This is a genomic window from Apilactobacillus kunkeei DSM 12361 = ATCC 700308 (genome assembly GCF_001281265.1).
In the GTDB taxonomy this organism is placed as follows: domain Bacteria; phylum Bacillota; class Bacilli; order Lactobacillales; family Lactobacillaceae; genus Apilactobacillus; species Apilactobacillus kunkeei.
On record NZ_JXDB01000006.1, the window covers coordinates 46,248 to 60,836 of the forward strand.

A 14,589-nucleotide genomic window follows, 5' to 3' on the forward strand; every position below is an offset into this window, starting at 1 on the left:
AAAAGCATGTTATAATGTAGTTTCAAAGAATTATTGATAGGACGGTATAAAATGATGAAAAAGACTCATTTAGCATTACTTTTCGGTGGAGATTCATCAGAACATGATGTTTCAAAACGTTCAGCTCATAACATTTATGATGCGATGGATAAAGATAAGTACGATATTAGCTTATTCTTAATTACTAAGGCAGGAATTATCTTAGATAATGAATCATCACACCGTGTGTTTGATGGTGAACCTGAAGATGCTGTGGTTGAAGAAGCTGTTAAGAACTTAGACTTCTCAGATCCATTGGCCCCAATTAAAAACTTATCAAAGACTAAGGATATTGACGTATTCTTCCCAATTGTGCACGGTAACTTGGGTGAAGACGGTACTATCCAAGGTCTTCTAAGATTACTACATAAGCCATACGTTGGTAGTGGTATCTTGGAATCTGCAATGGGCTTTGATAAAGACATTACTAAGAAGATGTTAAACTTAGCAGGAGTTAGAAACACAAACTACCATTTGATTACTCCTGACAACCAAGACCAATTCACTTACGCTAAATTACAATCTGAATTCGGTGACGTAATCTTCTTGAAGCCAGCTAACCAAGGTTCATCAGTTGGTATTCACAAGGTAACAAACGAACAAGAATTTGAAGACGGCCTAAAGGATGCATTCAGATATGACTATAAGATCCTAGCTGAACAAGCAATCAATGGTCCAGAAGAACTAGAAATCTCAATCTTAGGTAACGAAAAACCAATTGCTTCTCAAGTTGGTGCAATTCGTGTTCCTAAGGAAGACAAGTTCTACACTTACGACAACAAGTTCGTTGATGCAAGCCAAGTTAAGTTTGATATTCCAGTTGATATTCCAGAATCACTATCAGACGAAATCACCGACTTAGCATTACGCGGATACAAAGCATTAGGCTTAAAGGGACTAGCTCGTATTGACTTCTTAGTATCTAAGGAAGGTGTTCCTTACCTAGGAGAAGTTAACACATTACCTGGTTTCACTAACATTAGTCTATACCCACAACTATGGGAAGCTTCAGGTATCAGTTACACTGAACTAATTGATAGATTAATCGACCTAGCTTACAAAGAATTTGATCGTCGAAACAACATCATTCACGATTTCAAACCATTATCATAATAATTGAAAAAAGAGGTAATCATTTGGATTATCTCTTTTTTTGTTGGAAAATTGTTTAAGAAAGTATTAAATTAACCGAAAAAATTTGTGTTTTTATACGTATGTAATAGAGTGAAAATCACCGAAAGGAATTATGAAATATGAAAAGATGTGCATGGGCTAGTGATAGCGCAGAAATGTTAGTTTATCACGATAAGGAATGGGGAGTTCCAAAGCAAAAAGTATCTGAATTGTTTGAATGTTTAACATTAGAAATTTTTCAAGCTGGGTTATCATGGTCGACAGTATTGCGTAAAAGAGAGTCGTTTAGAGACGAATTCTACGACTTTGATGTTGAAAAAATTAGCCAGTTTAATGATGAAGACCTAGAAAGATTGATGAACGATGAGGCAATTATTCGAAATCGTGCCAAGATAATTGCCACAATTCAAAATGCCAAGGCTTGCATGAATAACGATTTAGTTCAATTAACATGGGAACCATTTGATTTTATGCAAATGGATGGACTAAACGATAATAATAAGAACGAAATTAAAGAGTTCATCAAACCATACGTTAAATGTTTTAAAGATGCTGGATTTAAACGTGTCGGACCAACAACACTATATTCATATTTTCAATCAGTAGGGGTGATTAATGATCATGAAATAGATTGTTTTAGACATAAGGAATTAAATGATAGTTTTAAAGCGTGATTCAAAGAAAGGATTTTAGAATGAATATTAACGGCACTTTAATCAAGAAGCGACGTAAAAGTTTAAAGATAACTCAATGCCAATTAGCGAAACAAGTTGCTTGTACTCAACCTGTGATTTGTCAGATTGAAAACGGTAGCTATGACCACCAAATTAGTTTATATGTGATTAAAAACATTTGTAAGATATTGTTACTAGATATTGATAAGGTAATTGAAAACGAGAAAAAAGTAGCCAGTTACGAAATTAATAGTATTCCTTTTTGTGCAGCACTATGCATTCCAGATGAGATACAAGCAAAGCTAGATAAGTACGAAGATGACCTAGAAGATAAAGAAGACATCAAGTACTTCCAAATCATTCATGCAGCAGTTCAGCTTAGTAAGCAAGATTACAGTGCATCGGTTGATGAACTCCAAAGACTGAACTACGACTTCTACGATAAAAACGAGATTAGCATGCAAAAGATGGTGATTATGGGGATGCTTGCGATTGACTACTTTGCGATGAACAAATTCACCATTGCTTATCAATATGTGGTCGAGACAATTGAATTGACCAAACAAATGAGTAGATCACACATTGAGGATATGCAATTCTTGATTTTATACCGTGAACTTGATGCAATTTGTACAACACTGGACTTAAAGAGTGATTCTAGTTATTTAAAGGAGATATCATGTCGTGCATTTTACCGAAGCATTGTCGGTATTGAAAGCAAGGGGATTGATATCAAATTTGATAAGCTAGAACAACCCAACGGTGTGTTTGAATACTGGAAACAGTTTTTAAGTGAAAATAATCCATTGTCGGTCAATGACGATTGGACAGTCGAATAAAAAAGACCTGGATATTAATCCAGGTCTTTTTGTTTATTTTTCTACTTTGTTGTCTAAGTCTGATTTTACAATTAAGACATCACATTCTGCTACACGAGTTACGTATGAAGCAACTGAACCGATTAATAAACGTTCAGCAGCACTTTGTCCGTTGGCACCGATAATGATTAAATCAGTATCGAAACGATCAACTAAATCTCTTGAAATAATTGATTTAGGAGCACCGTATTCGATTGTGTAATCAACATTCTTAATTCCAGCATCTTGAGCCTTCTTTAAGTATTTTTCTAGTGAATCTTTAACACGGCTAGTAACGTCATCTAACATTGATGAGTCGAAATTAGCTAGGTTAGTGAATGATCGCGTATCGATTACGTGCACGATGTGTAGGTCAGCATCATTATGTTTGGCAACTTCAATTGACTTGTTGAATGCTAACTTTGAGTTTTTTGAACCATCGATTGGAATCATAATTTGACTGTAATCTTGTAACATATTCTTTCACCTCAAACTATTTACTTGGTAAGGAAGGTAAGTAACATTAACTCCATCACCAATAACATTATACAACTTATTACCATGATAGTTGTAACGAAAAAGATATTTGGAATCAAAATTGCGATTGCTGAAAAGACAGCTAAGATGCAAAATACGATTCCAAAGAACTTAACGATTTTACCCAATGTTTGATTATTTTCAGGATGTAGCATCATGAAAGGTTTATCTGTATGGGTTAAAAGGAAGCGACCAATTGTGAATAATACAACTGTCGCTAATAATACTAGAATTCTAATTAACATTGCAGACTCCTATTTATCACGTTGTGCGTGAAGTAGTTTTTCGTATTGTTGTTTAAATGTACTTTCAATCTTACCATTGGTTTTTGGTTCATAGTAAGTATCGTTTTTAATTTTAGTAGGTAGGTATTGTTGTTTAACCCAATCGTTTGGATAATCATGGGCGTATTTGTAATTAACACCATGGCCTAACTTTTTAGAACCTGAGTAGTGACTATCTTTTAGGTGATCAGGTATGTCACCATAGTTACCAGTACGAATCTTAGCAATTGCCGCATCAATCGCACGCATTGCGGTATTTGATTTCGGTGATAGGCATAATTCAATAATGGCATTGGCTAAAGGAATTCTGGCTTCAGGAAAACCAACCTTGTTGGCAGCCTCGATGGCAGAAACGGTTCTAGCACAAGCAGCTGGATTAGCTAGTCCAACATCTTCATATGCGATAACCATTAAACGGCGACTAATGGAATTTAAGTCACCGGATTCAATCAAACGGCCAGCATAGTGAAGGGCAGCATTAACGTCCGATCCACGAATTGATTTTTGAAAAGCGGAGACAACGTCATAGTGAGCATCACCATTTTTATCCTGTGTTAAAGCTTTTCTTTGAAGACAAGATTCCACATCTTTTAACGAGATATGAATGATACCGTCGTCGTCTTCAGTAGTGGACTTAGCTGCTAGTTCTAAAGCATTTAAAGCACTTCTCAAGTCACCGTTGGTACTGGTTGATAGGAAGTGTAATGCATTTTCAGCTAAGTCGATGTTCATATTACCCAGACCGTTGTCTTTATTGGATAAAGCACGTTTGACAGCTGATTTAATATCATCTTCATTAAGAGGGTGTACCTCAAAGATTTGTGTTCTACTTCTAATGGCGGGATTGATATTAATGTATGGGTTTTCGGTAGTTGCACCGATTAGAATGATATTACCACTTTCCAGTAATGGTAATAGGAAGTCCTGTTTGGTTTTATCTAAACGATGAATTTCATCTAGTAGTAAGACGACCGTTCCAGACATCTTGGCTTCTTCAGCGACAATCTGTAGGTCTTTCTTTGTATCTGTTGCTGCATTTAATTGACGAAATGCATACTTAGTTGAACCAGCAATCGCACTGGCGATACTGGTCTTACCTGTTCCAGGAGGTCCGTATAGAATCATTGATGATAAAATCTTGGCTTTTACCATTCGATCGATGATTTTACCAGGACCGACTAAGTCTTGTTGACCGACAACGTCTTCGATTTTCTTTGGACGCATACGGTATGCTAATGGATGCAATTTATCATCACCTTTATTTGAATATATTTTTTAACTTACCAAAAAATGATTGATTGGTTTGCTTGTCATCTGAATTATCTGATGAATCTTTGGTTGTATCTTGTTGATTGTACTTTTCTTCGAAATCAACGGGATTAACGTTAATTGATTGACTGTTAGCGTAGACCACACCGTAGTTATCGGGTGCAGTACGGTAGAATGAGTCAGTTTTAATAACGAACTTGATGTTATTTTGTGATGCCAGCCTGATAAAAGGGGAGACAACATCGTGATCCAAGTTACCATTAATGATTAATTGGTAGCTGTTATTATTATCAAATTCTTTTTGAAGGGCATTGACCGCGTTTGGATTTGACAAATCCTTGATTTGGATTGCAAGAGAAACACGTTCTCTAAAAGTACCTAGGTATCTACGTTGTTCATCCGGGTTAACCTTTGGAGTTCCACCCATAGATGATTGTTCTAAACGACTACTTACATCATCTTCACTCATATTAATTGCTCCTTTTCATTTATGTCTTAGTACTATTTTATCATTAATTAAAAGAGGGTAGAAAAAAAGCGTTTTGCAAATGCAAAGCGCTTTTTTGGAGCAACAAGTATAACCAGAAATTATAGCTTGTTGTAGTATTCAACGATTAGTGATGCATCAATATCAGCATTCATTTCGTCACGTTGAGGTAATCTAGTTAGAGAACCTTCTAGTTTGTCAGCATCGAATGAAACGTATTGTGGACGACCAACAACAGCTTCAACGGCTTCCTTGATGATTTGTAGGTCTTTTGATTTTTCACGAACTGAAATAACTTGACCAATTTTTACTTCGTATGAAGGAATGTCAACACGTTTGCCATCAACAGTGATGTGACCGTGGTTAACTAATTGACGAGCTTGACGACGAGTAGTTGCTAAACCTAAACGGTAAACAACGTTGTCTAGTCTACGTTCTAGTAATACCATGAAGTTATCACCGTGACGACCTTCTCTAATCTTACCCGCACGAACGAATAGTTTTGAGAATTGACGTTCAGTTAAACCGTACATGAAACGTAGCTTTTGCTTTTCCTTCAATTGAGTACCGTATTCTGATAGCTTACCGCGACGACCTTGACCGTGGTCACCTGGTGCGTATGGGCGACGAGCTAATTCTTTACCAGTACCTGAAAGTGAAATACCAAGACGACGAGAAATTCTCCAACTTGGACCTGTATATCTAGACATAAAAATATCCTCCAATAAAAATTATTATTTGGAGTAAAATAATCACTGTACACTTAGTATTCGTGCATATTGCTCTGCAATGTTCACCCCAGCAGCCGTGGGGGTACTAATTGAACCATTAAGGCATCAATATGTTGACGAGCTTACCGTGTACTGCTGCATTATTTTACACAAAAGTTATTGTATGATTATTACCACTAATTGTCAATGGTTATGTGGTTTTCAAAGACTTTTACAAATTCTTCTAGCATTTCTTGATCTTCTTTTGAGAAACGATCAAAGATAGGGGCATCAATATCTAAGACACCAAATCTGATTCCATCCTTTTCAATTGGAATGACAATTTCTGATTTACTGTTTGAATCACAGGCAATGTGACCAGGAAAATCATTTACGTTTTCTACGCGGATAGTTTCGTTCTTATCAAATGCAGTACCACAAACACCGCTACCGTTTTTAATGTGGACACAAGCGACTTTACCTTGAAAGGGACCTAAGATTAATTCGTTTTTATCATCTACATATGTGTAAAAACCGGTCCAGCTAACATCTGTAAGTTCTTGCATTAGTAGTGCAGAGGCATTTGCCATGTTGGCAACGTTGTTATGTTCATCGGTTAACAACGCGTCTAACTGTTGTGCTAACATTGAATTGATTTTCATAATTAAAAACTCCCTTGTATATATTGATAATTAGGTATTTTAATAATTATCTCGTATGATATAATTGAATATAGTTAATTAGTTTATTATTAAAATATTAAAAATACAAATGTTTAAAGCTAAAAAAATTAGATTAAAATAAAAAGTTGTAAGGGGACAGATGTCAAAATGATTGATTTGGTTATTTTCATAATAGTAGTGCTTGTAATACTACTGTTAGCGACATTCTTTTATCGAAAGAATCTATTTAAACGACTTGACGGTCTGGAAAAGCAAAAGGCTAGTCTAAAGGACGTAATGGTCGGAGATGAGCTGGAAGCAACTGGTAAAATTAAATTAAATGGTGAATCTTTCGACAAATTTAATGAATACAAAGAACAATATGAAAAAATTGCCAATTCAGACTTAACAAGTATCAGAAGTGATATGAGTGATGCAGAAGATTTCCTTAATAGTTACAAGCTATTATCAGCCAGCGTTACTATTGGTGACCTGGGTGATGCAATCGAAGTTATTGATGGCAAGTTAAATGACATTCATGATGGTCTAAGTGAACTACAAGAAGTTGACAGTTTACACCGTAAGGCTGTCGAAGATGTTGATAACACCATCAGAGAAATTAACCAACAATTGCTATCACAAAACTACTCATTTGGTCCAAGCAGCGACAAGCTTGAAGATAAGCTAAGCACTATCAAAGGTGTTTACGAAGAATTCGTTGCTGAAACTGAAAATGGTGATCAAAACAAAGCTGAAGAATTACTTGGTAAGATTAACAACTTGATCAATGAAATGAATGAATTAATGAAGATTATTCCTGATACATATGTTTCATTATCAAAGGAATTTCCAAGACAATTGGATGAAATTGAACGTGGTCACCGTACTATGATTCAAACTGATTACAACTTTGTTGAAGACGATATTGATGACACCATCAATGCTTTAAAGGAATCATGCCAAGAAGGATTGAAGTCACTAGCTGAACTAGATATCCCAGAAACCAAGAAGACATGCACATATATTGAAGAAACAATCGATTCAATGTATGCCATCATGGAAAAAGAAATAGTTGCTAAGCGTAAGGTTAAGAAAAACATTAGCTTGGTATATGACTTTATCTTCCATGCTAAGAACCAAAATCGCATTTTAAGTGATGAACTAGAAGGTTTAAGCAAGAATTACAATCTAGAACATGATGAAATTGAAAATACTGCTGAATTATCTGACAAGATTAGTAAGATTGAAACAATCTACAACAATGATTACGATGCAATCAACGGTAACAAGGCAGTATATTCTGTCATTCAAAAACATCAACAAGATGCAAAGCAAGAACTAAGTTCAATTGAAAAACAACAAAAAGACATCAACGATTCTGTTGCTGAATTAAGCAAGGAAGAAAGGGTTGCCAGGGATAGTCTTCAAAAGTTTGATTTACAACTATTAAACATCAGAAGACGAATTGATAACCTAAACCTTCCTGGTTTAACTGAAGACTTCTTAGAACGTTATGATTACGTATACAACGAAGTTTCAAACTTATCAGCATCAATCAACCAAGTGAAGATTAGTATGGATGAGATCAACCAAAAATTGGCTAACATCTCAGACACAATGGATCACTTGTTATCAGATACTGAAAACATTGTCGATAGTGCAATGCTATCAGAACGTTTGATGCAATTCGCCAACCGTTATAAGAATGCTAACGAAGATTTAAATGCTGCCTGTGCACAAGCTAAAGACTACTTTGATAATCGTTACCAATACGAAAAGAGTCTAGCTACTATGGCTGCTGCAATCGAAAAGGTTAATCCAGGTGCTTACAAGCAAATGGAAACTGAATACTATAACGAAAAGAAAACAACCAAATAAAATAAAGAAGTAACTTTGATGTCATTCAAACGTTACTTCTTTTTTTCTGTTATAATGTCAAATATAGTTGAGTCGGACAAATCCAAAAATGAAGAAGGGTAATAATGATATACTTTGACAATAGTGCCACAACAAAACCGGATGATTCTGTTGTAGCAACTTACGATAAAGTAAGCAAAGAATTTTGGGGAAACCCATCTAGTTTACATCAATTCGGTGAACAATCATTCAATTTGTTGGAACAATCTAGAGCACAAATTGCTAAATTACTAGGTGTTTTACCAAGTGAAATATTGTTTACCAGTGGTGGAACAGAAGGTGACAACTGGGCAATTAAGGGAACTGCCTTTGAAAAGCGTGCCTACGGAAATCACATTATCGTAAGTTCTGTTGAACATCCTGCAGTAAAGAACTCCGTTGAACAATTAACACAATTAGGCTTTGAAGTTACTTACTTGCCAGTAAATGATGAAGGACGTATCTCTGTTGATGATTTAAAGAAGGCCATTAGACCAAGCACAATTTTAGTTTCTATCATGGCTGTAAATAATGAAATCGGTGCAGTTCAACCAATTAAAGAAGTCGGGGATCTTTTAAAGGATTATCCTAACATCAGTTACCACATTGATTCAGTTCAAGGAATTGGTAAGGGTATCCAAGACTTGATTTTCAATGATCGTGTTGACTTTGCCACTTTCTCAGGTCATAAATTCCACGCACCAAGAGGTGTCGGTTTTATGTACAAACGAAGCGGTAAGAAGATTGCTCCATTAATTACTGGTGGGGGCCAAGAACGTAACCTAAGAAGTAGTACAGAAAACTTACCTGCTATTACCGCGATGGCACGTGCTTTACGTCTATTATTAGATGATGAAGATAAAAAGGTTGCAAAACAACGTAAAATCAAGCAAAATATTTTAGGACATATTTCTAAATTTGATAAAGTAAAGGTCTTCTCAAAGGATAACGAACATTTTGCACCACATATCTTATGTTTTGCAATCCTAGGTGTTCGTGGTGAAACTATCGTCCATGCTTTTGAAAGTCATGGAATCTTTATTTCAACTACAAGTGCATGTTCTTCTAAGCGTCACGTTGCCTCAGGTACTTTATCAGCCATGAAGGTTGATGAAGACGAAGCAACCAGTGCCGTGCGTGTTTCATTAGATGAACATAACACAGTGGAAGAAGCTGATCGTTTTAACGAAGTCTTTGACGAACTTTATGAAAGATTTAAAAAGATTAACTCATAGAAAGGAAATCCGTGAATGCAATATACTGAAATAATGGTCAGATACGGTGAACTATCCACAAAAGGTAAGAACCGTAAAGACTTCATTAAGCAACTAGGCAAGAACGTTGACAGAGTGTTGCATGATTTCGAAAACTTAAAGGTAAGTGCTAAGCGAGATCGTTTGCACGTTACTTTGAACGGTGATGACTCGGATAAAGTTATCGAACGTTTAAAGGATGTTTTTGGAATTGAAAACTTTTCTCCTTCAATCAAGGTAGAAAAGGATATCGATAAGGTTAAAGAAACCGCCGTTGAAATGATTAAAGCCCAATTCAAAGATGGTATGACCTTTAAGATTGACACTCGTCGACAAGACAAGCATTTCCCAATGGATACTCACGACATTAACGATGCTTTAGGTGGATACATCTTGAGCAACGTTGATGGTATCAAGGTTCAAATGAAGAACCCTGACATCAAGTTAAGAGTTGAAGTTCGTATGAACGGTATCTTCTTATCAAGTGAAACCATTGACGGTGCCGGTGGATTACCTGTCGGTACTGGTGGTCGTGCTACTATGATGCTTTCTGGTGGAATTGATTCACCAGTTGCAGCATACATGGGAATGAAACGTGGAGTGAAGCTAGATATGGTTCACTTCTACAGTCCTCCATACACAAGTGAACAAGCATTAGCTAAGGCAAAAGAATTAGCTGCTAAGTTGACTCGTTTTGGTGGTAACATTCAATTCATTCAAGTTCCATTTACCGAAATTCAAGAAGAGATTAAGGAAAAGGTTCCTGAAGGATACTTAATGACTATCCAACGTCGTATGATGTTAAGATTGGCTGCTAAATTGACACTAGACAGACACTGTAAGGGTGTCTTTACTGGTGAATCACTAGGTCAAGTGGCATCACAAACCCTTGAAAGCATGATGGCAATCAATGACGTAACTACTGTTCCGGTATTGAAACCATTACTTTCAATGGATAAGACAGAAATCATTAAGATTGCTGAAAGAATTGATACTTACGACTTATCAATTATGCCATTTGAAGACTGTTGTACAGTCTTTACTCCTCCTGCACCAAAGACTAAGCCTGATCTAGAAAAGACTAGAGCATGTGAAAAGTTAATTGATGTTGAAGGATTAATGCAACGTTCATTAGACAAAGTTAAGATTATCGACATTAAACCAGGGGAAGAATTCTTGAATGCTCAAGAAGATGTTTTCGCTGAATTACTATAATCTATCAAAAGAGATCATCTTTATTGATGGTCTCTTTTCTTTTTGCTTGCAAATTAATCGTGTAAGCTGTATTTTAAATAACTAGCAACTACCAATTAAGGAGATTTATAACATGCAATTAAAATTTTTAGACAAACCAGTAGAAACAATTAAAGAACCAATGGATAAGGGACAAAAACTACCAGGTTTCAAAGTCCTAGATTCTAACAACAACGAATTCACTAACAAAGACTTAATCGGCAAACCAGCATTGATTTTAACTGTCCCAGACGTTAATTCCAGGGCATGTAGCCTTGAAGCTAAGAAATTTAACAGAAAGTCTGATAAGTACGAAAATGTTGAATTCTACACTATTTCAAAGAATACTGTAGAAGAACAAAGTAACTGGTGTGCTGCGAAGGGTGTTGAAAGCATGCACTTACTATCTGACTCTGATAACAATTTCGGTATGGCTTCAGGTACTTACGTTAAGGAAATTGATGCATTAGCACGTATGGTTTTTGCCATTGATGCCAATGGTGAAATTATTTACCGTCAAGTCGTTGAAGAAATTGGTTCACAACCAGATTTCAAGGAAGCTCTAGCAGTTGTTGAAAAATTAAATAAATAGAGTTGACGATTCCCCAAAAATTGTCTAATATAATCAATATAGATTACAAATGCGAAGATCAAGAGAGTAGTTTTGATGATGAGTATCAGAGAAAAGATGATTAGGTGAGACATCTTTCCATTATCAAAATGAAGGTAGCTTGTGAGCATTCATATTGATATTGATAATTTAGATATGAACGGGCCATCGTTAATTGGATTAAGAGAAAGTATTTTTTAATGCTTTAAATTAGGTGGTACCGCGAGCACTTCGTCCTATTGGATGGAGTGCTCTTTTTATTTACTGGAGGGATGGACTATGGCAAAAGAAACTGAAATGTCTACAAAGTATGACCATGACGCCGTTGAATCAGGTCGTTATGAAAAATGGCTAGAACAAGACGTTTTCAAACCAAGTGGTGACAAGAAGGCAAAACCTTACTCAATCGTCTTACCACCACCAAACGTTACTGGTAAGCTTCACTTGGGACATGCATGGGATACAACCCTACAAGACATGTTAATCAGACAAAAGAGAATGTTAGGATACGATACTCTATGGGTTCCTGGTATGGACCATGCTGGTATCGCTACTCAAGCTAAGGTTGAAGCTAAGTTAAGAGACCAAGGAGTTTCTCGTTACGACCTAGGTCGTGAAAAGTTTGTCGACAAAGTTTGGGAATGGAAAGATGAATACGCAGCAACTATCAAGAAACAATGGGCTAAGATGGGGCTTTCACTTGATTACTCACGTGAACGTTTCACTTTAGACGATGGTTTATCAGAAGCTGTTCGCAAGGTCTTCGTTGATTTATACAACCAAGGTTTAATTTACCGTGGTGAATACATTATCAACTGGGATCCACAAGCACAAACTGCTTTATCAGATATCGAAGTCATTCATAAAGATGATAAAGGTGCTTTCTACCATGTTAAGTACCCATTTGTAGACGGTACTACTTTTGATGGTAAAGACTATATTGAAATTGCCACTACACGTCCTGAAACTATGTTTGGGGATGTTTCCGTAGCTGTTAACCCAAGTGATGAAAGATACAAAGACATCGTTGGTAAGAAGATTATGGTTCCTCTAGTGCAAAGAGAAATCCCAATCATTGCTGACCAATATGTAGACCCTGAATTTGGTACTGGTATGGTTAAGATTACACCAGCCCATGACCCTAATGACTTCAAGGTTGGTAACAGACATGACTTAAAACGTATTAACACTATGAATGGTGACGCAACTATGAACGAAAATGCCGGCAAGTACGTTGGTATGGACCGTTTTGATGCTAGAAAAGCTATGGTTGCTGACTTAGAAGACCAAGGTTACATGCTAAAGATTGACCCAATTGTTCACTCAGTTGGTCACTCAGAAAGAACCGGTGTTCAAGTTGAATCAAGACTTTCAACTCAATGGTTCGTTAAGATGCAACCACTAGCTGACCGCGCAGTTAAGAACCAATCAACTGATGATAAGGTTAACTTCGTGCCAGAACGTTTTGAAAACACATTCACTCAATGGATGGATAACATTCATGACTGGGTTATTTCAAGACAACTATGGTGGGGTCACAGAATTCCAGCATGGTACAACAAGCAAACAGGCGAAATGTACGTTGGAATGGAAGCTCCTAAAGATGCTGAAAACTGGGAACAAGATCCAGACGTTCTAGATACTTGGTTCTCATCTGCATTATGGCCATTCTCAACATTAGGTTGGCCTGATGAAAACTCAGAAGACTTCAAGCGTTACTTCCCAACTAATACTTTAGTTACTGGTTACGACATTATCTTCTTCTGGGTATCAAGAATGATTTTCCAAAGTCTAACATTTACAGACCGTCGTCCATTCAAGGATGTTTTACTTCACGGACTAATGCGTGATGCACAAGGTCGTAAGATGAGTAAATCACTTGGTAATGGTATTGATCCAATGGATGTTATCGATAAGTATGGGGTTGACGCATTACGTTGGTTCCTAGCTACTGGTAACACAGCTGGACAAGACGTTCGTTTCAGTTACGAAAAGATTGAAGCTGCTTGGAACTTCATTAACAAGTTATGGAACGCTAGTCGTTACGTAATCATGAACCTAGGTGACATGGAAAAACCAGAATTACCTGATTCATCAGAATGGAACTTAGCAGATAAGTGGATTTTAAGTAAGTTAAACAGCGTGGTAAACCAAGTTACTGATCACTTTGAAAAGTACAACTTTGGTGAAGCTGGCCGTGCATTATACGACTTCATTTGGAATGACTTCTGTGATTGGTACATTGAAATGAGTAAAGAAACTCTAACTGGTGACGACGAAAAGGCTAAGAATAACACTAGAAACATCCTAGCTTACACATTAGACAAGATTTTGAAACTAATGCACCCAATGATGCCATTTGTTACTGAAAAGATTTGGTTAACAATGCCTCATGAAGGTGAATCAATCGTTGTTGCTCCATACCCAGTTAACCATGACGAATTCAAGGATGCTAAGGCAGAAAAAGACATGGCTGCATTAATCGAATTGATTAAGGTAGTTAGAAATATCAGATCACAAGCTAATGCTCCAATGTCATCATCAATTGACCTATTGGTTAAGACTGATAATGACGAATTGAAGAACATCTTCGAAGAAAACAAGCATTACATTGATCGTTTCTGTCATCCAAAGGAATTATCAATTGGTTCAGATGTTGTAGCTCCTAAGTTAGCTATGACTGGAATCATGACTGATGCTGAAATTAGTATTCCTTTAGCCGAACTAGTTGATTTAGATGAAGAAATTGCTAGAATCGAAAAGGAAATCGAAAACTACACATTTGAGGTACAACGTGCCGAAAAGAAACTTGCTAACAAGAAGTTCGTTGACAATGCTCCAGAACAAGTTGTTAACGCTGAAAAAGAAAAGCAAGCTGATAACCAATCTAAGTTAGATGCTGCAAAGCAACGACTAGAAGAAATTAAGAGTCAAAAGTAATTTA

Annotated in this window: 14 protein-coding genes and 1 other annotated feature; of the genes, 8 read left to right on the forward strand and 6 right to left on the reverse strand. The window is 36.5% G+C overall.

All coding sequences use genetic code 11. From position 1 onward, the window contains the following. Positions 1-51: 51 nt before the first annotated feature. From RZ79_RS02465 to RZ79_RS02475, 3 genes are all read left to right on the forward strand, one after another. On the forward strand, positions 52-1,152 hold the full coding sequence (locus RZ79_RS02465; RefSeq protein ID WP_054449829.1) for a D-alanine--D-alanine ligase family protein: 1,101 nt from the start codon (positions 52-54) through the stop codon (positions 1,150-1,152). A 140-nt stretch (positions 1,153-1,292) separates the two neighbouring features. Then, entirely contained in the window at positions 1,293-1,847 is a 555-nt protein-coding gene (locus RZ79_RS02470) for a DNA-3-methyladenine glycosylase I (protein WP_054449830.1), read from the forward strand. A gap of 20 nt (positions 1,848-1,867) precedes the next feature. Beyond that, a complete protein-coding gene (locus RZ79_RS02475) occupies positions 1,868-2,686 on the forward strand; it encodes a helix-turn-helix transcriptional regulator (protein ID WP_054449831.1) in 819 nt (272 codons plus the stop codon). Between the two features lie 33 nt (positions 2,687-2,719). Here the strand turns inward: RZ79_RS02475 and RZ79_RS02480 are convergent, their stop codons facing one another. From RZ79_RS02480 to RZ79_RS02505, 6 genes are all read right to left on the reverse strand, one after another. Beyond that, positions 2,720-3,181 carry a universal stress protein gene (locus tag RZ79_RS02480; protein WP_053795293.1) on the reverse strand — a complete coding sequence of 154 codons (462 nt, stop codon included), beginning with the start codon at positions 3,179-3,181 and terminating at the stop codon, positions 2,720-2,722. A 20-nt stretch (positions 3,182-3,201) separates the two neighbouring features. After that, complete coding sequence (locus RZ79_RS02485; RefSeq protein WP_053795294.1) at positions 3,202-3,486, reverse strand: hypothetical protein; 285 nt, start codon at positions 3,484-3,486, stop codon at positions 3,202-3,204. Positions 3,487-3,495: 9 nt separating this feature from the next. Beyond that, positions 3,496-4,749: a replication-associated recombination protein A gene (locus tag RZ79_RS02490; RefSeq protein WP_054449879.1), complete on the reverse strand. Its 1,254-nt coding sequence runs from the start codon at positions 4,747-4,749 to the stop codon at positions 3,496-3,498. 34 nt (positions 4,750-4,783) lie between these two features. Next, positions 4,784-5,263, reverse strand: a complete 480-nt coding sequence (locus RZ79_RS02495) for a YueI family protein (RefSeq protein ID WP_053795295.1) — start codon at positions 5,261-5,263, stop codon at positions 4,784-4,786. 119 nt (positions 5,264-5,382) lie between these two features. Then, the gene (rpsD, locus tag RZ79_RS02500; RefSeq protein WP_034532104.1) at positions 5,383-5,991 is read right to left on the reverse strand and encodes a 30S ribosomal protein S4; all 609 of its coding nucleotides are present in this window, start codon (positions 5,989-5,991) and stop codon (positions 5,383-5,385) included. Positions 5,992-6,188: 197 nt separating this feature from the next. Beyond that, a complete protein-coding gene (locus tag RZ79_RS02505; RefSeq protein WP_054449832.1) occupies positions 6,189-6,653 on the reverse strand; it encodes a GAF domain-containing protein in 465 nt (154 codons plus the stop codon). Positions 6,654-6,821: 168 nt separating this feature from the next. Between RZ79_RS02505 and RZ79_RS02510 the strand changes: the two genes are divergently transcribed. The 5 genes from RZ79_RS02510 to RZ79_RS02530 all read left to right on the forward strand — a co-directional run bounded on the left by RZ79_RS02510 (position 6,822) and on the right by RZ79_RS02530 (position 14,585). After that, positions 6,822-8,531 carry a septation ring formation regulator EzrA gene (locus RZ79_RS02510; RefSeq protein ID WP_054449833.1) on the forward strand — a complete coding sequence of 570 codons (1,710 nt, stop codon included), beginning with the start codon at positions 6,822-6,824 and terminating at the stop codon, positions 8,529-8,531. Between the two features lie 104 nt (positions 8,532-8,635). Beyond that, positions 8,636-9,784, forward strand: a complete 1,149-nt coding sequence (locus RZ79_RS02515) for a cysteine desulfurase family protein (protein WP_054449834.1) — start codon at positions 8,636-8,638, stop codon at positions 9,782-9,784. A 15-nt stretch (positions 9,785-9,799) separates the two neighbouring features. Further along, entirely contained in the window at positions 9,800-11,017 is a 1,218-nt protein-coding gene (gene thiI, locus RZ79_RS02520) for a tRNA uracil 4-sulfurtransferase ThiI (RefSeq protein WP_054449835.1), read from the forward strand. A 112-nt stretch (positions 11,018-11,129) separates the two neighbouring features. Continuing rightward, positions 11,130-11,627 carry a thiol peroxidase gene (locus tag RZ79_RS02525; RefSeq protein ID WP_054449836.1) on the forward strand — a complete coding sequence of 166 codons (498 nt, stop codon included), beginning with the start codon at positions 11,130-11,132 and terminating at the stop codon, positions 11,625-11,627. A gap of 45 nt (positions 11,628-11,672) precedes the next feature. After that, positions 11,673-11,887: a binding site (T-box leader), on the forward strand. Positions 11,888-11,924: 37 nt separating this feature from the next. Next, positions 11,925-14,585 (forward strand): valine--tRNA ligase, encoded by a 2,661-nt coding sequence (locus RZ79_RS02530; protein ID WP_054449837.1) that lies wholly within the window; start codon positions 11,925-11,927, stop codon positions 14,583-14,585. Positions 14,586-14,589 lie beyond the last annotated feature (4 nt).